This is a genomic window from Clostridioides sp. ZZV15-6598, assembly GCF_020657705.1.
In the GTDB taxonomy this organism is placed as follows: Bacteria; Bacillota; Clostridia; order Peptostreptococcales; family Peptostreptococcaceae; genus Clostridioides; species Clostridioides difficile_F.
In genome coordinates this window covers 1-21,331 of record NZ_JAGWCS010000070.1, presented here as the reverse complement: position 1 = coordinate 21,331, position 21,331 = coordinate 1, and the positions used below count along the sequence as shown (strand labels likewise).

Here is a 21,331-nt window from a genome sequence, read left to right as displayed (position 1 = left end):
TTTTAAAACATGAGTTAACACATTTTAAACATAGAGATATCTTAATAAAATTCATAGTAGTATTTGTAAAATCTATTTATTGGTTTAACCCTTTTGTTTATATTATGAGTAAGAGAATAAGTTCTGATTGTGAACTATGTTGTGATGAAAGTGTTGTCAATGGATGTTCGCCAAAAAAGAAAAAAGAATATGGATTAACTATTTTACATGCAATTGAGCTAAGTAATCTAAATAATATGGGTATGTTGGTAACAGAATTTAAAAAAACAAATTTGGAAATAAGAATAAAAAATTTGGGTAAAAAAAGAGGTAGACGAGGAATAGTCTTTGCTATTTTAATATTTATAAGCTCATGCTTTTCTTTTATTGATATAAATGCACAAGCACCAATAAAGAAGAAAATTCTATCTGAAAATAAGAGTATTTCTTCAAGTTCTGGTCATTCTTTTGGAACTACAGATTATACATATGGCACTGCACCTCCTGATGTTAGAAAACTTTATGAAGAAAAATGTAAAAAAATAGGCAAAAAACCGAAAGATTCTGATAAAATAGAACTATCTAATGCAAATTCTACAAATGTTATGCAATAGATAAATACAAAATCTAGGGGGACATTATGTTAAAAAAAATCAAAAAAACGTTAACAATTATCTGTTGTTCAATGCTTGTATTTACGAATACAGCTTTTGCAGATATAGAAAAACAGGGAGGTGAGACTACATCTATAAGCGAAAATAAAACCATTACTTTTGAAATAAATGTATATAAATATATATATAAAGATGCTCCACAGCAAATAAAAGATAATTATGATGAGAAATGTAAAGCTTTAAATATAGCACCTGATCCAAATGCAGAAATTCTTTTACCAATAGGTTCAGATTTACTTAAATCAGATGAATATGACATTGGAACTTATTCAAATTATAAGGGTACTTATGACCCTGATAAGGCAACAATTAAAATTACAGGAGATAGAAATTATACCATAAGTACAAGAACACTTGTAGGTTTTGGACATGTAACAAGTGGTAATAATGTACATTGTGCTCAACTTATGTTATGTGATGTTGGATATAAAGTACAAATAGATAGTTTATTTGGAAACGATACATATGATGCAGTAAAAAGATTTCAAAGAGCATATGCATTAAGTTCAGATGGAATTGTTGGATATAGCACGTTTGATAGAATGGCAAATCTGTTAGACATGTAATTTTATAGTTTATATTTAAAAATAAAATCAAATGTTTTTTAAGGGATTTAAAGCCACTCAGAAGAGTGGCTTTTTTTAATTGCATAAATACTCCATACTTTAGATGTAAATGATGTAAAGTGTATTTAAATAGATAATCATAGCACTTATATTAAACATATAATCCACTAAAATCATTATCATCTATATTCGTAGAATTTTGATTATTTTTTGGTTCATCATAACCCTCCCAGTTATAAGGATCTGAATTATTATTATTTTGATTATAAGAATTGTTATCTTGGTTATAAGGACTATTATTTTGATTATAACCATCACCTTGATTATAAGGATTATTATTATTTTGATTATAACTATTACCTTGGTTATTATAAGAATCATTATTATTTTGATTATGACCATTACCTTGGTTATTGTAAGAATTATTATTATTTTGATTATAAGAATTGTTATCTTGGTTATAAGGATTATTATTATTTTGATTATAACCATTACCTTGGTTATTATAAGAATCATTATTATTTTGATTATAACCATTACCTTGGTTATTGTAAGAATTATTATTATTTTGATTATAACCATTACCTTGATTATAAGGATTATTATTATTTTGATTATAACCATTACTTTGATTATATTTAGATATTTTCACTCTATTCAAGTCATGATTACTGTACTTATTCACTAAAATGTTAATTTCTTTGTTTAAAGGATTTTGAGTTAAGGTCCCTAATATAGTTATCTCATTTCCCTTATGTGTTGTATTAGCCATATATACAGCTACTTTTCCATGAGCTCTTATTGGAAAGAAATATCTTTCTCTTTCTCCTTTAGAATTTATTGAGTTTACAGCAATAGTATTAAAATATGACATCGAACCAGATCCAGAGTTTTTAAAAGTTCCATCCTTTACTAAATTCCCTTGTATATTAACATTATTAATCATATTAAAATCTCCTTTTTATATAATTTAATTTTTTAACATATTTCTAATTTAAATTGTGTATTGATATTGTTTTTGTCAAATTCATTTACTATTTCTCTCTTTATATAATTTGTATCTTTCTCAAAGTTTTGTAAATATCCTATAGCTTCATCATTTTCTTTTTTGTTTTTACCTACTGCTACAATTAGTTCTATTAAACTTCCATCTAGATTTTCCGTAAATCCTGAATGATTAATTATATTAGATATGTATACTAGATTTGCATTAGATTTGTTTTTGAAATTATTAAATATATTCATTCTTATTTGATTGAGTAAAGCATTATTTCCTTTATTTTCGTTATTATTATACTTTACATCATTTTTAATTGAATTAATTTCTATTTCCTCAATTTCTATTCCTTCAAGATTATCAGGAAAATCATTATTGATTTTTTCATTTTTATTCAATCTACTTATTTTTATTAGTGTCATTTCAACTAAAATAGATGTTTGAGAAGTCCTTCTCAATTTACTTTCTGCATCTTGTAAAATATCTATTATTTCAAATATATTTTCAAAATCTATTTGTTTTGCAAAATGCTGTACTTTTTTTATATAATTTTCATTCATTGCAATTATATTTGTATCTGCACCACATTTAACAAGCATTATATTTCTAAAAGTAATCATTAAATCATTAAGAAAGATTTCTATACTTTTACCAGATTTGATTATCTTGTAAAATTCCTCTACTGCCTCATCACTTTTTTTATCTATTAATTTATTTGTTATTTTAAGACAAATTTCATTTGATGCTACACCTAGTAATTCAACTATCTCTTCATATGATTCTTTATTTGAGCTGATTACTTTTTCTAACAAACTTACTGCATCTCTTAATGCTCCATCTGCTAGTTTAGCTATCAACATTAAGCTTTTTTCTTCTAAGTTACATTTTTCTAATAAATTAATATGTTTTAATCTAGTTAATATATCTTCTACAGCTATTCTTCTAAAATCAAACAATTGGCATCTTGATCTAATAGTTGCTGGCAATTGATTAGCATCTGTTGTTGCTAATATAAAAACTACATATGATGGTGGTTCTTCTAAAGTTTTAAGAAAAGCATCAGCTGCTTGTGCAGACAATCTATGTGCTTCATCTATTATATAAACCTTATACCTTAAGTTAGATGGAGCATATCTAATACTATCTATTATTTCTCTAATATTGTCTATCCCATTGTTAGAAGCCGCATCTAATTCATATATATCAATTGATGTATTATTTTCTATTGATTTACAATTTTCACATTGTAGACATGGTTCTCCATCCACAGGATTAAGACAGTTAATTGCTTTAGCTAATATTCTTGCACTTGTAGTTTTGCCACTTCCCTTAGGTCCTTTAAAAATATAGCTATTTGTTATATTTCTATTTTTTACTTGATTTAAAAGAATAGAAGGTATATGACATTGTCCAGTTACTTCTTCAAATAATTTTGGTCTATATTTGTTTGCTAATAATGACATTTTATTTTTTTCCCCCTTAATATTATTTTTACTATTGATTTCTCAAGATTTATTTTCTCTTTATTTAAATCATTTTCTAATAGCTCATTAACAGTAAATTCTAAATCTAGATTACTTCTTTCAGTTTTATCTTTTAGGATTTTGAATCTAAATTCATGTATATAGTTTGCTTTACCTTTTACTGTTTTCTCTCTCTCATATAATATATTTCTCACATTTTCAGGTATATTTTGTATTTGTCTCATTAAGTTAAAATGATTTAATAATGTCAAGTTAATGCCTATTATATTTGATGTTTTTGAAATTGTTGTATATATCTCTATTGCTTTAGTTATGTTACTATTTTCAATAGCATCAATTAAATCAAAAGTATTTTTGTTAAATGACTCAGATAGATATTCTTTATAATTTTTAAAGCTATTGTCTAGTGAACTAATCTTTTTTATATCATTTAAAACTACATCCATGTTATCTGCATCATCAAATATATTAGGATTTAAATTTAAATTATGATATGACAATAGTTTTTTAACTTCTGCTCTATCTATTGTTAAATATTTTTTTACTTCGATTTTAGAATCTTGAAAAATTTTTATTATATCTTTATTTCCTTTATCAAAAACGTCCTTTGTGTAATAAATAGATAAAATTATACAAGTATTTGAGATAGAAATAGCTTTAGTAAGCTCCTTCAAATCTTTATTAGAATATTTGTTTATGTCAATTATCAATACTCTAAAAGAATCCATAATTGGCATTATTTTAGTCATAGATATCAAATCTTTAATATCTATCTTGCTTGTAATTTTTTCAATATTAAAATCTTTAAAGCTTAAGCATTTTTCGAGTGCATCAATTTCTTTTTTTACACTATAGTAATTATTTGTAATTAATAATTTACTTTTCATTAATTTTCTCCTCTCTTTTATATTGCTAATAAGTACAGCTTATTTTTTTATATCAATTAATGATAGATTTTTAGTTTTATATAATATGGTTCTTTTTTGGTTTTTTTTTGAATTTTTTTAGAATAAATATGAAAATCTTAGAAGAGTTTTCTTTTTAACATTATTAAAAGAGAATATATTAAAGAAAATAATTGATTATTTTTTAACAATATTGTTTTTTTTTATATTAAAAATATGTACTTTACTACAGAAAATTAAAGTTAAGTATAAAAAACAAAAAGTTTTTTCATGGATTATTGTGCATTAATTAATTATAAAATATATCAAATAAAGGCAAAATATAAAAGTAATTGCAAAAAATTACATTATAAAATATAATATAATAAAACAAACAAAAAATAAAAAAAGCCTACAAGCGACACGTTTGATAATGAACGCCAATTCATTTACCAAACTGAAAATTAATAAAAACGAAGAACAGAGTATTAATCATCATGTGCAAAGTAGACTTCTTATTTACTTATAATATACGATAATAATATCATATATCATAAATCCTTGCAATACTTTTGATAGTTATTTTACTTATAAAAAGATGGAAGTTAGTGTAAATTTGATGTCTCAGCCTTGATTCTTAATATCAAGGCTTTTTTGTATTTTAAAAATACAGTAAAGGAGTAAAAAAATGGGAGATTATTTTACAGTAGAAGAAGACCTAAAACAATTACATATACAAATTCCAAAAGCTTTGTTCTATGAAGATAAATACATTAAACCATCTGACAAGAAACCCCTTTCAGCTCAGGCTAAAATATTGTATGGATTTTTATTAGATAGAACTAAGCTGTCCCTTTCCAACGAATGGTATGATGATAAAAATAGATTATTTATTAAATGTGATCAAATATCTATGAGTGAATTTTTAGGAGTAAGTGAGAAAACTGCACGTGGTTATAAAAATGAACTTATAAATTTTAATTTGTTAGAAGAAGACAAAACAGGACAAGGAAAATCCAATCTTTTATATCTTAAAAAAGTTGATGTTAAAATAAATAAACTCTCATTGTATGTAGATAAATTTAAAGTTAATGTTGAAGAAAAACGCATACTTGAAAGAGAAAGAATTTTAAAATATAGAGAAAAAGAAGATAAAAATAAAGCTATAAAGCTTAAAAATACTTTGAACGGTAAAAACTACCGTTCAGAAAAAAAACTAAAAAAAATCTTGAACGGTAAAAACTACCGTTCAAGAACAGTAAAAACTACTGTACAAGAACGGGAAAATTTACCGTATAGTAATAATGATTCTAGTAATACTGATTTTAATGTTGTTGTTGATAAAGAAAATAAAATTAATAAAATTGAAAAATTATATATTAATTTAAAAGTTGACAAAGAAATAAAACCAGGAATGAAAAAATTAATTGAAAAAAATAGTGATAATTTAGATATAGAAGTTTGGGAACAAATTTTTATAAATGTTTCTGAGAATAATATTAAGAAAAAATATAGTTACATAAAAAAAATATTAGAAAGTTTAAAAGAGAAAAACATTAAAACGATTGAAGAATTTGAAAATGATAATAGATTATATAATGAACAAAAGCCTAAGAAAAAATATTCGAAAAATAAATTTGATAATTTTAATGGAAGTTTGAAAGATAAAGATGAAGAATACTTAAATAAGCATATAGAAAAATCTCAAGCTGTAAAATATGGAGATGAAGAAGAGTCTAATTTAGAATCTGATGATTTACTTGATAAAAAAGTTTATGAAAATGTGGTTGAAAATAATTGGAAATGTGGAGAAGTAAGAAGAAAAATTGCAATAAAATATGCAATTGAAAATAATTTATCTTATCCAAAGGAGTAATTTTATAAAATTACTCCTTTGGATAAGAGTCAACATATTATCTCACATAGTTTTATAGTTTAACATCATTGGAAAAATATAATTAGAGGACTTTTAATGTTTATAATTAATTTTAAGTGTAGGAGAAAGTATTTATGTATCAAAAAAAAATATCAAGAGAAATGTTTTACACAGGAATTGTAATTCTATTTCAATTAAGTATTATTTATTTAATGTATTATTATCTGAAATTTCTTCCTAATGATATAAATTTAGAAATGGTTTTTATACTATTTGTAGGTTTTATATTTAGTGAAAAATTATTATTTAAAATTTTATGTGATTTAATAAAAAAGGATGAAACTATATTTAGAAAAAAATATAGCCTAATTTTTCAATTATCTTTTTATTGTCAATTTTTAATATTTGCTTTTTTTATACTTTTTTTTACTTATAATTTAATATTTTATTTATTGAAAAACGAACAATTTAAGTTTTATATGGAAGTCTTATATAAAACTATTCAGCCAGGTTCTGAGAGTATATTACTACATAATTTTGTTTTTCTTTTTTTTCAATTTATATTTTTTTTAATATTATACATTATAAGCAATTTATTATCCTTTCTTATTAGTGAAAAATCTGAAGGGTTTATAAATTTTATTATAAAAAAAAGATATTTTCTTAAAGATCTTCCTGATATTATAAAAGAATATATTATAAGATTTAAAGAATTATTTCCAATTTCTATTTCTGCTATAATTATAATGGGAATGGCTTTTACACCTATCTATAAATATTTGGAAGTTCGTTATACTTATTTCTATTTTTTATTAATTTTTATTTCAAGTTGCCAAACAATTAATAGTTGCAAAAAAAGAGTTACTAATGGAACCAATACTGGCTTTGAGTGTTTTTTGGTTATTTATATTTTAATTATAGGTTCTTTTTTAGTTATTTTTGCAACTGGTTTTTCCGTATATTTATTACAAGGAAGTTCTGAGTTGTCAAAAGATAATACTAAACTTTTTTATTATGTTACTATTTTAGGGTCATTAATATACTTTTATTTAGCATCCTATGGTTTCTATAAATTTTTTAAGTTTGATTTTTTCTCTATGATGAAATTTTTAATTTATTTTTTACTTTTTGTATCTTATATATGTGCAAGATTAAAATTATTTAATACAGATATTTTAGAAATAATACTTGGTAAGATTTTTGGATTTTTAGATATAAATTTCAAAACGCTGTCAAAAGATTATTTTACTGAAGCATTTCTTACTTTTGTAATTTTTGATTCTGTTTTTCAAAATGGAAGTTGTTTTTTTGCAGATTTAAGAAATAAAATTTTTCTTAAATTCAAAAAAACTAAATAAGAAAAATATATTATATAAATTTTAAGGAAGAAGATGTTAAGTTCTGAAAGAATAACTTACTATATTGCAACTTTAAAAATGGAGAGAGATTATAATATCTCCTCTCCATTTCATTATTATAGTCTGTGAATATTTATATTAGTAGAGAATTCTTCTAAATCAAAATGGTTTAAAACTCCTATTAGTACTATATTATCAAAATATTTATTTAACTTATCAATGTTCTTAAAAATAAATGTTAAATTATCATGGTCAAGTAATTCTAAATTATCTAGAGCAAGTAATTTAAAGTATGAATCATTGCTTTGATATATGGCAGCCATCAGAGCAATTAAAAATATCATGCTTTCACCAGTTGATAGAGCTTCAAAAGAGATCTCTTTTGAATTTATTATAAATCCAAAATCAACCTTATTTTTTTCATTTTTAATAAAAATAGTTTTGTTATTAATAGCAATTTCTAATAAAAATTGGTTCATCAAATGTATAAATGGTTTTATACCATTATTGATTAGATTGGATTTTTCTTGTTTTAAAAGTTTCTCTAATGATTTATAATGTTCTAATTTTATTTCTTTATCATCTTTAATAGATTCATTTTTTTCTAACAATATCATATTTTGTTTTATATCTAATTGTTGCTTCCATTTCTCTTTTAAATCAATTAAATCTTTCTCAGATAAAGATAACATTTTTTCAAGTAAATCTATATTATCGGAGCTATTAAATAATTTAAGTGTGTGTTCATATGCTTCCAACTCATCTGTTAGCTTATCTATATTTAAAATTTCTTTGTCAATATTATTAATTCTTTCTTTTATATTGGATAATTCAATGTTCTTTTCTTTTCTTTTATTTTCTTGGTCGCTAATTGTTTCTAAAAGACTATTTTTAGCTTTATCAATTTCACGATAATTCTTTCTAGCTGAATTGTATTTAATTGATATATCATTATAAATATTGGAAAAGCCTTTTAATTCGCCATTTAAGGCATTTATTGATGCATTAAAACCTTCCATGTTGCCACAATATATATTTTCATCAATAATACATTTTTTCAGTTTATTTCGCTCATTTATTGTTTTTATTAAATTATTATTAGTTTTAATTTTATTTTCTATATTAGTTTTTTCATTTTTAATTTCAATACCAGTGAGCTCTAGAGCTTTTAAAGTATTATTTAACTCTGATAGTTTCTCATTAATCTCATTATCGAACTTAAAATCTTGTAGTTTAAGAATATTTTTTTGTAAATTTTCTTTTTCACTACATAAACTTTTCTTTTTATCTTTATTTACTTCAACTTTGTTTTTAAGATTATTATATTTATTTAAGACTTCGGATTTCTTAAGAGTTTCTTTTTTTATATTATCTATATCATTTCTTAATTTATAAATTTCTGACTGCTTCTTTTCAATTTCATTGTCTATACTATTGTTTATATCAATTTTTATATCAAATTTTAATGATGTCAACTGAAAGATAACTGCTTTAATTTCTTTTATGTCATTAGATATAATTTTTTTATTATTTGAAACATAATCTAATAATTTATTAAGATTTTCTTCAAATGAATATTTGTCTTGATATACATACATCAACTCATTTAGTATGTTTTCTGGGATTATACTATCTAGTTTAGAACTTAGATAATGTTTATCATACTTACCAGCTGATATTAAAGAATAAATTAGTTTAGATTTATCATTCGAGTTTAAAGAAAGAAAAGTATTAATATCAAAAAAAGTTGTATTTATTCCAAGTTTATCTATTATATCTTTGTTTTTACCACTAAGCTTACTTTCCTTAGATTCTGAAAAATACAGCTCTTCACTACCACTTGATTTTTTTAAATTCAAGGATCTTTGTATAATCCCATTGTCTGTATATAATTTTACAGAAAATCCATTTTGATATTTTGATATTTTCATCATATCAGATGTTTTTTTATCGCAACCAGGTATGTATCCTAATACTGCAAATATAATACTTTCCAAGATGGATGATTTTCCTACCCCATTTTTACCTGTTATAACTAATGGCTTTGATAAGTCTATTGTTTTTTCATCATAACATTTTACATTTGTTAAGTTTAGTTTTTGAAACATTTTAATACCCCCTATTTTTGTTAAGCTGATAAATACAGCTAATTTTTATTTGCTAAAATATATAGCTTAAATTTTTATTTCCTTTTTATAATATGGGGCTATTTTAAAAAATTTTTGAAATTTTTTTTATTGTCTAAGTTAACATAAGATATGTTATTGTAGTTAATATAAATATTTGTTGAAAGAGGTAAAAATAAATAATGAATATTACTGAAAAAATAGAATTGAAGAGAGAAGATTTAGGATTTACAAAAGGACAATTTTGTAAATATCTAGGAATACATAGTAGTACATATACAAAGATACTGAAAAATAATATATCTACTACAACTTTAATTAAGATTTGTAAACTTTTAGAGTGGTCATTAGAAGACGAAAAAGATAAAAAACTTGTTTTTGTAAAAAGTAAATTAAGGATTACATCACTAATAAGCATTCCATTAGCATGGATAATATATCTAAATGTGAAAGAAAAAGATAAATTTAGATTAAGACTTTATAGTGATAAAATTACAATAGAAAAAAGTATAGATAATAAAGGTCCAGAAAATGATTTAATAGATGAAGTCGAAAAATTAATATATTTTCATCCTAATGCTGAAGGAAGAATAAGTCCACGAATATTGATACCATTAAAATGGAGAAGGAGATTAGAAATAAAAGAGGAAGATATTTTCACTATAAGTATTTATAATGATAAAATAGCTATGAAAAAGAAAAAGGATATGTCTCAAAATTGATTTTTTTGTAATCAAATTTTGAGTTAAATTCCTCTAAAATTAGGCTAAGTAGTTTTACTGAATCATACTGGGGAATAATTGTTTCAATGCCTAATGGCAATACTACTTGTTTATAACACCCATATTTACTATAATCAAAATGTGATTTTTGATTTTTCATATAATAATTATCACATAAATTAGAGGTTCTTAGGAACCCATTTTGTTTTTTATATAATATCTTATTTACTTAATCTTCACTACTTAATGCCATCACTACATAACTAATGTCATCTTTTACTATAATTGTTTTTTCACTATTAATTTTATAGTTATTACATATACTTTGTTGTAACTCATGTGTAGCTATATATTTAGGGCAACCTTGTTTATGTATAACTGATATACGATTAGAATCACCAGGAATTAAATCAAATATTTGAATATATTCTTTGTCACCTTCTAATTTTTCTATTAGACCCCAAATAAAATTTTGCAATTCGGGTGAAATCTGGGCTTTTACACCTTTAGAAATATATTTTTTACCATTGAATAGTCCTATGTCAGATTCATCTAATGTATCTGTATCATTATCCGAGGTAACTATTAATTCATTTTCCGTTTCTTTTTTTGATGAATTATTTTCTGATTTATTTTCTTTTATTACAGTATTTCCAATTCTTAATTCATTTTCAAGTTTAGCTTTTGAAATCATAAGAGTTTCAAGTTTATGGTCTTCTGAGAAATCATTTTTTAAAACTTCTTTAAGGGATATAAGTTCATCTTTCTTAGCAAAATACATCCCTTTTAAGCTATTTAACTTATCTGAGCTAGTTTTGTTATAATCCATAAAATATTTAATTAAAGTCTTAGGCGTTTTCAAAGCAGAAAATTCAAATTTATAGTTGTTGCCAAGTGAAATAAATTCTCTAACTTTATTATCAAATGTAAATTCCTTCTCATAAACTATATTTAGGCCATAAATTTCACCTAAAAAACCAACTTTTCCACTATCCAAAATTTCTCCAAGAGTTTCTATAGCTGTTTTATTATCAAAATAAGTTTTTCCATCTAATGTTATTTTAAAATCATTAGAATTAGAAGCATATACTTTAATATCTTCTTCTAATTTAGATATTGATATATTTAAAGCTTCTATAGAGTTTTCTATTGACTTTATATCTTGTAAAGTAAGTAAATTTTGTTTTAGAAATGCTTTTTTATTTAATTCAATTATCTGAATTTCTCTATTTATCTCACATAATTTTAATATTCTATCATCAGAACAAGCACATGCTTTTGTTTCAGCATAACTCATAAGTTGATTACCTATATCTTCAGCAGTTCTAGAAGATGAGGAATTATTAAGAATTTGAGCTATATATTTTGCTTTTATTTCTATTGTCTGCCACGAATATGCGTCAAAAGAACCTTCAACTACATATCTAAAAATATATACCTCTTTATTTAAATTTCCTTGTCTTAATATTCTACCTTCTCTTTGTGAAATTGATGAAGGTTTCCAAGGTACATCTACATGATGAAGTGATTTTAAATGTTTTTGAAAATTAGTTCCTTCACCCATTTTAGAAGTAGAACCAATTAATATTCTAATAACACCATTATTAAAATCATCAATAAGTTTCTTTCTTTTTTCTGGTGTATTGGCATCATGTATGTATGCTATATCTTTTTCTAAAACATTATTTTTTAGAAGTTCATTTTTTATATCATTATAAACATTATGTGAATTTCCAGTAGGGGTTCCTAAATCACAGAATACTAGATGTGTACTTATTTTATCCTCATGATATAAAGAAGCTATATTTTCGCCAACTTTTATTATCTTTGGTGATATACCATCAATTCCAACTAATGCAGGGCTTACAGCCATTAACCGACCATCTGTAGTTACATTTAACATGTTATCTATTCTTGGATCATATGGACCATTATGAATTTCCTCTGCACGTTTTACAAGAGAATCTATATATTCTTTCATTTGGTTTGTAGGTTTTATAATTTCTACTATAGGTTTTTCTTCTTTTACTTTAGGAATATCTAAATCTTCTATATCACAGATATTAACCACATCAGCAACTTGTCTAAATATATTAACTAGTTCTGGAACATTACAAAATTTAGCAAATCTCTGTTGGAATCTAAAACCTTGTCCAGTTGGATCTACTTCCATTGAAGAAATGATTGAACCAAATGTACTTGCCCAAGCATCAAAAGTATCTACTCTATAATGTTCTAGAGAAGGTTTATTTAAATAAGTAAGCAGAGTATACATTTCACATATACTATTAGAAATAGGGGTTGCTGTAGCAAATGTAACACCTTTATTTCCATTAACAGATTTAAAATATCTTAGTTTATTGTATAAGTCTTGAGTTTTCTTTGTTTTTAAAGAAGATATTCCAGATACTTGCATAGTAGTATTAAAATATAAATTTTTAAAATTATGAGCTTCATCTATAAATAAGTTTGTTATACCAAGTTTTTCAAATGAAAGAAGAGCATCATCTTTACGCATGTCATTTAACTCTTTAATTCTATTTAAATAATTTTCTTTTATTGTTTCAAGTTTTTTTATAGAAAAGTTAGGACATTCATCTCTATAATACTTAAGTGTTTTATTTAATTCTTTTAGATCTGATTCTACCAATTTTAGTTCTGTTTCAGCTTCTAAAGGTATTAATCCTAAAACCGAGTGAGGAATTATTATACTATCCCAATTACATGTAACAATTTTAGCTATAATTTTTCTTCTATTGGCTTTAGAGAAATCCTTTGAAGTAGTAGCTAAAATATTTGCTTGAGGATATAAATTAAAGTATTCTTTAGCAAATTGTCCAGACTCACAAAGCGAATTTGGTATAACAAATAGATTTTTATTACCTTTCTTTGAATCTATTTTAGAAATCCTATTTAGTTCTTGTGCAGCTGTAATCATTGTATAAGTTTTTCCTGAACCAACACTATGGCACAGAAGAGTGTTACAATCAGAAGTAACTATTCTACTAGCTCCTTTTAATTGATGTTCTCGCAATTTTATGTTAGGATTTATTCTAACATCATTTAGTATATTTTTGTATTCTTTTTCCTTATAATCTATAAACTTTTCATTGTATATATCAAGTAACTCTTTATGAATATAACTATTACTTGTTACATAGTTATGAAAAGCTATAAGCCATTTATCTAATATATTCATAGCAAGTTGAGTTTCTTCTAAGTTTTTGACAGAAACTTCTTTACCATTTTGAGTTTCTTTATCAGTGACAGTTATAGTCTTCATGTTTAATGCTGCTTCAACAATAGATAAAGATTTTCTTCTTTTTGTACCCCATATAAACTCATTTTTATTTATAGGTATATAAGCAGAACAATTTATTGAATAACCAAGGTGTGTTGAATATAATAGTTGAATTGAATTTTTTCTAAGATCTAATGTCTTTTCAATAAAATCAGATTTTATATTTGAAGGTATCCAAGTAGATGAAATGTTAAAAAATACATCTGTTTCATATTTAGGTTGATTAGCTTCTAGAGCTTTAACATTCACCAAAAAGGCATTATTATTTACTGATGCTTCTTTGGCTATTTTTAATTTTTCTTTAACATATCCACTTAAATAACTATCTCTATCTACTAAATATCCTGTCAAAGGATCAATATAAGCAAGTTGCTTAGATAATAATTCATCTTTGACACTATGATATGATTGATTCATGAGGCTACAGATATAATCAATATTTAAATATCCATAATTATTAAATGCAATCATAAGAGCATCTTCGATTTTCTCAGGTTTTTTTTCAGATTTTGATTTACCTATCGTTCTTTTTGAAAACATATCAGCTTTTTTATATGTATTATTTTGCTTATTATATATTTCTAAAGATGCGACAAGATAGTATAAAGTATCCTCAGATAAAAGCTTTTTATTGCCTCTAGAACTTATGAAACCATATTCAACGATATATTTATCATATTCAGTATTTAAATTACTCTGAAGGTCATTTAATTCGCTGTCTGTACAGTTATTAAGTTGAGCTTGTATTATATTTTTTATAGTATTTTTAATTATTATAAACTGTTTCAACTTTTCTTTTCTTTTACCAATTAAAGAAGAAGGAATAAGATATTTTCCTTGTTTTTGATAAATCAATTCATTCTCTAATATGAACTCACCTTCTTTTAGTTCATCATCAGTACAAAGTTTTAATTCTTCTTCTTCATACATATATGCATCATTTAGGGGTGTTTCATAGATACCTGAAGGAAAGTATTTTAATAATTTATCATAATCACTAGTAGATAAACTTTTTGCACTTTTAAGAACTTGTTTTGGACCAAATTGAGAAGAAACTATCTTCATTTCACCTAACATCATATGAGGATTATTTTTGTAATAATTATTTATATGGAAATCTTCATAGTTAACAATATCTATCCAGTTTTCAGAAGATAATTTGTTTTTGTTTTTTCTTAAAAATATTATATCTGTAGTTGTATCTGTATCACAAAAAACTTCAACAGGAAGTCTTACAGCACCTATAAAATCACATTTTTTTTCTATAATCTCTCTAACACTAGTATCTGATTTATCCAGTGTACCTGAACTTGTTATAAATATAATTAATCCCATATCTCTTACTTTTTCGATTGATTTTATAAAATAATAATCATGAATGTTTAAATTATATTTATTTAGATGTTTATCTTCTGCATCATATGGGTGAATTGTACTAAATGGAACATTTGTTATACATAAATCAATACTTTCATTTTTGATTTTACTATCTTCATATTTAGTATTTATTATTTTAGATGATGGATATAAATATTTAGCAATGTCAGAGCTTAATTTATCCATTTCAATACCTAATATTTTAGAATTATAATACATATCTTCAGGCATAAAACCTAAAAATCTACCAGTACCACATGCAGGTTCTAATATACGTCCTTTTTCAAAACCAAATCTATCTAATGCTTTGTAAATAAATTTTATAACTGTTGCAGGAGTATAGAAACTAGTTAAGCATGAAGCTCTTGCACTATCATAATAATTTCCTAAAACATTTTTTAACTCTTTATCACTCTTAGAATTTTCAGTGAATTTTTTTGAAAGGCCACCCCATCCAACATATTTTGATAAAATAGATTGTTCTTTAGTAGTTACATCTCTTTTTGAATCATTTAGTTTATTTAATACATTTATTGCGTCTAAATTGTTTTGATAACGTTCTGAATTATTGTTTGATAGATTCTCTCTTGATAAAAAGAAATCAGATATATCTGATTTCTTTTTATTAATTTTAGAACTTAGATTTGTAATTTGTTTAAGAAAAGTATTTTGAAAAAGTTTATCTGGAGTAGTTTTACTAAATTCCTTCATGTTACTGTTAATATTAGACTTTGATTCTTTATCAGTTTTTGTATTGTCTACTTCATCAAAAGATAAATCAAACAAGGAAACTTGATTTTTCAAGTGTTTTTTATCTTTGACTTTATTAGATTTTTTTGATTTTTTGTTGCTATCGTTTTTGCTTAATTCGTTAAATTTAGATTTAAAAAAGTTTATTAAATTACTCATTTTTTTCTCCTTTTAAATTATTTTTATAGAGTTTCTGCATACTGTATTAAAAACTTTATTTGCTTATTATTTAGGCTTTTAACTTCTTCTAAATTAACATCAGGAAACAGTATTCCAATTGCTTTTGTTAATTTGTCTGGAATTGCTTTTTTACACTCTGAATACTTGGCTGATAGAATTAGTCTCTCATTGGAGTACTCTTTCTTATTTATTTCTTCATCATAATTTTGAATAGATTTTAAATATTCTAAATCTACAGCATCTATGACTTCGTCACCATCAATAGCCAGAAGCTTACAATTTAATATATTAGCATTTAATAACTTAGCACTATTTATAATTTCATTGATATCTTTATCATCTTCATAAAAATATGGTATAGTCATAATTGCCATTCTGTAACCAGGTATGCCAGTTATATTAGTTATAGGGCAATTAAACTGAGGTAATTTCTTTAAAGCATTTCTCTGACTATAAGATAATGCAGTTCTATCAGAAAGATTTTTGTTAGATAAATACTGACTCAAGGTTTTTTGAACTTCTGCATTCTTTAAACTTACAACTAGTTCTAATGATGAGTTAATAGGTATAATGTAATTGTCATTAGTAACTTCTGATGTTCCTTTTTTTAATATTTCACCAGCTGTATAATCTTCTGAAATAACATGCCCAAGAGAATCTAAAAGGCTGGATTCTACATTAAAACTTACTGTGGCGGAAGTCATTATTTGATTCCCATTGTAATTTGAAACTGCTACTGAAGTAGAAATCACTTTAAAAATTGAACCATCATCATTGTTAATAACATATGGATTTTCCCTATAATCTCCATCAAAATAAATTTTATCTGGTTGAAAAATACTTGCTCCTACTAGTTTGTTTATATAAAAGATACCTTTTAAAGTAAGACTTACTTTTTCGTCTTTATCAAATATAATTTGTTCCAGTTCTTCAGACAACTTTAATGAAATATTTATTTTTTTCATAATGTATTCCTCCCAATTTTGTATAGCTGATATGTACAGCTTAAATTTAAGTTGCTAATTAATAGCTAATTTTTTTATTAAATACAATATGGTTCAATTTTGAAAGTTTTTTGAATAAAAAATACTAAAAATTTGATTATTTACTATAAGATTGTATTTAACAGAATTTATAAAGTACTGAAAAAATTTTGGTATATTAGAAGTTCTAGAATTGTAATGATATGGTGTTATATATCAGTATTGAAATAACAAAAAAGTCAAAAATGATATAAAATCATTTCTGACTTTTCTAAATTTTATAAGCTAAAATAAGATTCATAACTTTTATTTAAATAAATTTCTAAATATCCTAAAATTATAAGTATAATACTATTTATGTTAATTGAATGTGATTCAAAGCCAATTTCATCAAAAATAAAGTATGTATATCCATCCTTTGTATAGCATTGATTATAATTATCATATAAAATAGGAAAAGAACGATTGATTAAATTTATTATATGTTCACTGAATGTTGTATTAATAGCAATTGCACGAGAATCAGTATTATAAAATGAAAAAAAATCATCATATGTAGCACCATCTTCTAGATTATATTTCAAATTAATAATTAAAGACTGAAATACTTTATGATGTTCATGACTGGAAGGGATATCTTCAATGGCCAAATAACTAAGTGATTCATAAAAACACTTTATATTAAAAAACTTTTCGAAGCTTTCAAATAACTTCATGATGTAACCTAAATCATATTCCAGTAAATCATCATCATCAATGTCAAAATAATCTTTTAAATGATTCTGTATCTCAACTTGAATAATAAAGTCTATATTTTTTTTAAGAACTACATTATTTTTTATAAAATATTCTAATACTGTTTTACATGTATATATATATTCTAAACTATATCTTTCATGGAACCTATAATTTAGTGAAAAAATTTTTGAATAGTATTTTATAATTTCATCTAATTGGAAAGTATTATTAATAATATTTAAGTCTAAATTCATACATACTTTCTTATATTTTAAAATAAATTTGAAAAATTTTTGAAAAATAATTTTCTCAGTATCTCCGATATGTTTAAACAATTACTCTACCTCCTAGTATAGTAATATAAACAAAGAAGCCTTTGATGGCTCCTTTGTTTATACTATTTTTATTTATTATCTTATAAAATAGAAACTGTATCTGAATTAAATACAAATAAATTTTTATTAAATTTATTTAAGCAAATGATGTTGTTTGTTATCACGAAAGTAGTTGTAGCACTTAGAATGTTAGTTGCAAAATTTTGGGGATGTTTTTGTATTTCAGAACAGGAATATGTTTCATTTTTAACTTCTTCTTTTGAAGTCAAAATCTCTGGGAAATAATTGCAAACAGGTGGATATATTATGTTATTTTCACATTTAACACCAACTACAGTCTGTCCAGTTCTTTCATCTCCTTCTCCATTACCAGTATCAATATAAACTAGAGAATTAATACAACTATCATAAAATACATCATTTAAAACTATACGTGCCTTATTGTTATCAACACATCCAATAAGTATAAAATCATTTAAAGAATTTTTTATTAAATTTACAACAAGTTCTTTATCAACTAAATACTCATCAATAAAAGATACTTTTATACCTAATTTATTATATCTACTTGAAAGTACCTCTGCTTTATTTATACCTAAATCTTTAGAAGTAAACTTTTGGTTACGATAATTTTTAGATTCAACTATATCACCATCAATGAGTATAATTTCATCAATTTTTTTTTCAGAAATAGCCAGTTGAGATAGCAATGTAATTAAATGACTTCCTGTTGCACCACATCCAACTATTATTATTGAAAACATAGTACTAACCCTTATTTTTAAAGTTGCTATATGTAGCAGATAAATAAGCAACTACTTTATCATGACTAGGTTCTAATCTCCAATCAGGGGATTTACCTAATTCCTCATATCCAAAAGTATAAAGCACTTCTTCTGTAAGATTTTTTATTTTTATATTTTCTATATCTTCTTCATTGTCTATTTCTTTTATAATTTTACCAAATACTTTTACTATAATCTTTGTGTATTCTTTACATTCTGATTCAAGCTTTAAGTATTTATTTACACCTGTATTATTTTTATTATTATTTATACTAGGTGTATTGTTTTTGGTTTCTTTAGGTTTTTCATTTAAATTTTCTAATTTTGTACTAAATAATTCTGAAAAATTCATTTTTATTTACCTCCATAAATATATTAATTAATTATTTTCACTTCAAATTTTTTATTAAAGAACTAAAGATTAAATAAATCTTCAGGAAAATACCAATATAAGCTCACAATATTCTTTTTATATTTCACAAAACATGCTGAATATTGAGTTGAGAAACAATCATAAATAAAATTATAATCTTCTGTTACTATAGGATATTTGTTTTTTCTTAACCAAAATTGTTGCATTTTTCTAGTCCAATTTTTAGGAAAAGAAATAATTTTAAGTTTGGCATTTTCAGTAATTTCTTCTTTTATAACACATACATTTCTTTTATCTATTTCTTTTAAAGCTTTCTTTTTTGATATTATAGGTGTTTTTTCTAAATCTGCACAATATAGATATAAATTTAGACTAGAATTTTCATTAATTAAACATTCTGAGAGATTCTCTATATCTTCAATGATAAATTCTAAATAATTACCTTGATTATCTAATAATTCAAATAACATAGCCTTCTCACAAGAAGCATATAAGTCAAAGAGTCTATTTGCATTGACAGCTTCTTCTATAATTTTACCTTTATCATTAGTGTATTTTATATTTAATGAATGACGTTTTATTTTGAAATTATTTTTGCCACATATTGAAATCATATTTTACCTCCAATTTATACTTTATTTTAAATAAGTTCTTTGGTCCATTCGTTATAAGTATAATTTTTAATTAATAGATTATTGTCAAATTGTTTATGATTCAGATATTCTAGTAATTCTAAATAATCTAGATTTTGTGTGTTATTTTTTACAGAAAAGTGGTCAATAGTATTTGCCATACTAAAAAAGATATTTGGTATTAGAAAAATATTTTCTATTTTGCTAAAATCTAAATTAATTTGATTAGATCCTAAACAAACATTTCCATTTTTATATACATTTGAAAATGGATAAATAAATAATTGAGTATTTTTATTTATATTTTTTGTCTTGGATACTGATACATATAGTTTACTAAAGATATTATTAACAGTTTTTATCGCAAACAATAAATTTGGCATACCTACATCACTATAAAAATCTTTACCAAAACTCATAGGAGCAGATAGTTCTTCTCGAAGTATAATATAGATCTTTGTTGTTTTATTTAATTGGATTGTCTGAATAAGTTTCATGTTATCTTTTTCTTGATATATAGGACTGAAGACAGGTATATCTGACAGGGTTTCTAATTTAGAAGATGAGAGTATACTACTTATAAAATCTGAAACAAGCAATGTTTTAACTCTTTTTCTTCCAACATTATTTTCTATAAGGTTAACTGTGTTACTATTTTCTATTAATTCAAATAATATAGTTTTCATTATATTTCTCCTCCAAGATACTTAATAAAATCAATATAAAAACATCAGTTCTAATTCCTGATTTAATCAGAGTATCTGTAGAGATACATAAAAAAGTATATCCTCTTGAACAATAACAATCATCATAATAATTATCTATAAAAAGATTTTTTATTAGTGATATTATATTATTTTTTATAGTAATATTAATAGCTATAACCATGATATCATTATCAAAATAAGAATAGAATTTATTATGAAACATATAATTATCTCCAACTTTTCTGCAATCAACATCTAAACAATCCTCTAGATATAAAATAATATCTTCAAATATTTTATACATATTGCTATCATTGTAGATAATAGTTCTTTCATAACTAGAAGTGATTAGATTATAATAACTAGTAAAAATATGCTTAATATTATAGAAATTTTCAAGTGTATTAAATAATTCTGCAACTAATTCAAAAGTATCTTCATCTTGATTAACTTCTAAAATCATATCACTAGTGTTTTTAAGAATAATATTAATGATATTTGTAT

At 23.7% G+C, this 21,331-nt stretch carries 16 protein-coding genes; 4 read left to right on the top strand and 12 right to left on the bottom strand.

From position 1 onward, the window contains the following. A partial coding sequence (locus tag KGF50_RS13630; protein ID WP_227848555.1) for a M56 family metallopeptidase occupies positions 1-593 on the top strand: 593 nt, incomplete at its 5' end. Positions 594-619: 26 nt separating this feature from the next. Then, positions 620-1,219: a peptidoglycan-binding domain-containing protein gene (locus KGF50_RS13625; protein WP_227848554.1), complete on the top strand. Its 600-nt coding sequence runs from the start codon at positions 620-622 to the stop codon at positions 1,217-1,219. Between the two features lie 151 nt (positions 1,220-1,370). On the opposite strand, the gene KGF50_RS13620 is transcribed toward KGF50_RS13625, so the two are convergent. The 3 genes from KGF50_RS13620 to KGF50_RS13610 are packed head-to-tail and all read right to left on the bottom strand — an operon-like array spanning position 1,371 to position 4,587. Continuing rightward, positions 1,371-2,165 carry a single-stranded DNA-binding protein gene (locus KGF50_RS13620; protein WP_227848553.1) on the bottom strand — a complete coding sequence of 265 codons (795 nt, stop codon included), beginning with the start codon at positions 2,163-2,165 and terminating at the stop codon, positions 1,371-1,373. A 32-nt stretch (positions 2,166-2,197) separates the two neighbouring features. Beyond that, complete coding sequence (gene dnaX, locus KGF50_RS13615) at positions 2,198-3,679, bottom strand: DNA polymerase III subunit gamma/tau (protein WP_227848552.1); 1,482 nt, start codon at positions 3,677-3,679, stop codon at positions 2,198-2,200. Further along, positions 3,667-4,587 carry a hypothetical protein gene (locus KGF50_RS13610; RefSeq protein ID WP_227848551.1) on the bottom strand — a complete coding sequence of 307 codons (921 nt, stop codon included), beginning with the start codon at positions 4,585-4,587 and terminating at the stop codon, positions 3,667-3,669. The genes dnaX and KGF50_RS13610 overlap by 13 nt, the downstream gene beginning before the upstream one ends. 685 nt (positions 4,588-5,272) lie before the next feature. Here KGF50_RS13610 and KGF50_RS13605 point away from each other — a divergent pair. Beyond that, positions 5,273-6,460, top strand: coding sequence for a replication initiator protein A (locus KGF50_RS13605; RefSeq protein WP_227848550.1), 1,188 nt, complete (start codon positions 5,273-5,275; stop codon positions 6,458-6,460). Positions 6,461-7,934: 1,474 nt separating this feature from the next. Here the strand turns inward: KGF50_RS13605 and KGF50_RS13600 are convergent. Then, positions 7,935-9,926 carry an AAA family ATPase gene (locus tag KGF50_RS13600; protein ID WP_227848549.1) on the bottom strand — a complete coding sequence of 664 codons (1,992 nt, stop codon included), beginning with the start codon at positions 9,924-9,926 and terminating at the stop codon, positions 7,935-7,937. A gap of 200 nt (positions 9,927-10,126) precedes the next feature. On the opposite strand from KGF50_RS13600, the gene KGF50_RS13595 reads away from it, so the two are divergent. Further along, positions 10,127-10,666 (top strand): helix-turn-helix domain-containing protein, encoded by a 540-nt coding sequence (locus tag KGF50_RS13595; RefSeq protein WP_227848548.1) that lies wholly within the window; start codon positions 10,127-10,129, stop codon positions 10,664-10,666. A 229-nt stretch (positions 10,667-10,895) separates the two neighbouring features. Here the strand turns inward: KGF50_RS13595 and KGF50_RS13590 are convergent, their stop codons facing one another. The 8 genes from KGF50_RS13590 to KGF50_RS13555 all read right to left on the bottom strand — a co-directional run. Then, entirely contained in the window at positions 10,896-16,253 is a 5,358-nt protein-coding gene (locus tag KGF50_RS13590; protein ID WP_227848547.1) for a DUF960 family protein, read from the bottom strand. 23 nt (positions 16,254-16,276) lie between these two features. Then, a complete protein-coding gene (locus KGF50_RS13585; RefSeq protein ID WP_227848546.1) occupies positions 16,277-17,239 on the bottom strand; it encodes a hypothetical protein in 963 nt (320 codons plus the stop codon). 296 nt (positions 17,240-17,535) lie between these two features. Further along, entirely contained in the window at positions 17,536-18,330 is a 795-nt protein-coding gene (locus tag KGF50_RS13580) for a hypothetical protein (RefSeq protein ID WP_227848545.1), read from the bottom strand. Positions 18,331-18,410: 80 nt separating this feature from the next. Continuing rightward, positions 18,411-19,094 (bottom strand): ThiF family adenylyltransferase, encoded by a 684-nt coding sequence (locus KGF50_RS13575; RefSeq protein ID WP_227848544.1) that lies wholly within the window; start codon positions 19,092-19,094, stop codon positions 18,411-18,413. Positions 19,095-19,098: 4 nt separating this feature from the next. After that, on the bottom strand, positions 19,099-19,467 hold the full coding sequence (locus KGF50_RS13570) for a hypothetical protein (RefSeq protein ID WP_227848543.1): 369 nt from the start codon (positions 19,465-19,467) through the stop codon (positions 19,099-19,101). 62 nt (positions 19,468-19,529) lie between these two features. Further along, the gene (locus tag KGF50_RS13565; RefSeq protein WP_227848542.1) at positions 19,530-20,102 is read right to left on the bottom strand and encodes a hypothetical protein; all 573 of its coding nucleotides are present in this window, start codon (positions 20,100-20,102) and stop codon (positions 19,530-19,532) included. A gap of 26 nt (positions 20,103-20,128) precedes the next feature. After that, positions 20,129-20,806, bottom strand: a complete 678-nt coding sequence (locus KGF50_RS13560) for a prokaryotic E2 ligase family D protein (RefSeq protein WP_227848541.1) — start codon at positions 20,804-20,806, stop codon at positions 20,129-20,131. After that, positions 20,787-21,331: hypothetical protein (locus tag KGF50_RS13555; RefSeq protein WP_227848540.1), on the bottom strand; the 545-nt coding region annotated here is incomplete at its 5' end. The genes KGF50_RS13555 and KGF50_RS13560, both read right to left, overlap by 20 nt.

What these genes read in the sequence shown, in the direction of transcription:
- KGF50_RS13625 (WP_227848554.1), top strand. Translation starts at nt 620, where the DNA reads ATGTTAAAAAAAATCAAAAAAACGTTAACAATTATCTGTTGTTCAATG.
- KGF50_RS13565 (WP_227848542.1), bottom strand. Translation starts at nt 20,102, where the DNA reads ATGATTTCAATATGTGGCAAAAATAATTTCAAAATAAAACGTCATTCA.
- dnaX (WP_227848552.1), bottom strand. Translation starts at nt 3,679, where the DNA reads ATGTCATTATTAGCAAACAAATATAGACCAAAATTATTTGAAGAAGTA.
- KGF50_RS13605 (WP_227848550.1), top strand. Translation starts at nt 5,273, where the DNA reads ATGGGAGATTATTTTACAGTAGAAGAAGACCTAAAACAATTACATATA.
- KGF50_RS13595 (WP_227848548.1), top strand. Translation starts at nt 10,127, where the DNA reads ATGAATATTACTGAAAAAATAGAATTGAAGAGAGAAGATTTAGGATTT.
- KGF50_RS13610 (WP_227848551.1), bottom strand. Translation starts at nt 4,587, where the DNA reads ATGAAAAGTAAATTATTAATTACAAATAATTACTATAGTGTAAAAAAA.
- KGF50_RS13600 (WP_227848549.1), bottom strand. Translation starts at nt 9,926, where the DNA reads ATGTTTCAAAAACTAAACTTAACAAATGTAAAATGTTATGATGAAAAA.
- KGF50_RS13575 (WP_227848544.1), bottom strand. Translation starts at nt 19,094, where the DNA reads ATGTTTTCAATAATAATAGTTGGATGTGGTGCAACAGGAAGTCATTTA.
- KGF50_RS13590 (WP_227848547.1), bottom strand. Translation starts at nt 16,253, where the DNA reads ATGAGTAATTTAATAAACTTTTTTAAATCTAAATTTAACGAATTAAGC.
- KGF50_RS13620 (WP_227848553.1), bottom strand. Translation starts at nt 2,165, where the DNA reads ATGATTAATAATGTTAATATACAAGGGAATTTAGTAAAGGATGGAACT.
- KGF50_RS13585 (WP_227848546.1), bottom strand. Translation starts at nt 17,239, where the DNA reads ATGAAAAAAATAAATATTTCATTAAAGTTGTCTGAAGAACTGGAACAA.
- KGF50_RS13570 (WP_227848543.1), bottom strand. Translation starts at nt 19,467, where the DNA reads ATGAATTTTTCAGAATTATTTAGTACAAAATTAGAAAATTTAAATGAA.
- KGF50_RS13560 (WP_227848541.1), bottom strand. Translation starts at nt 20,806, where the DNA reads ATGAAAACTATATTATTTGAATTAATAGAAAATAGTAACACAGTTAAC.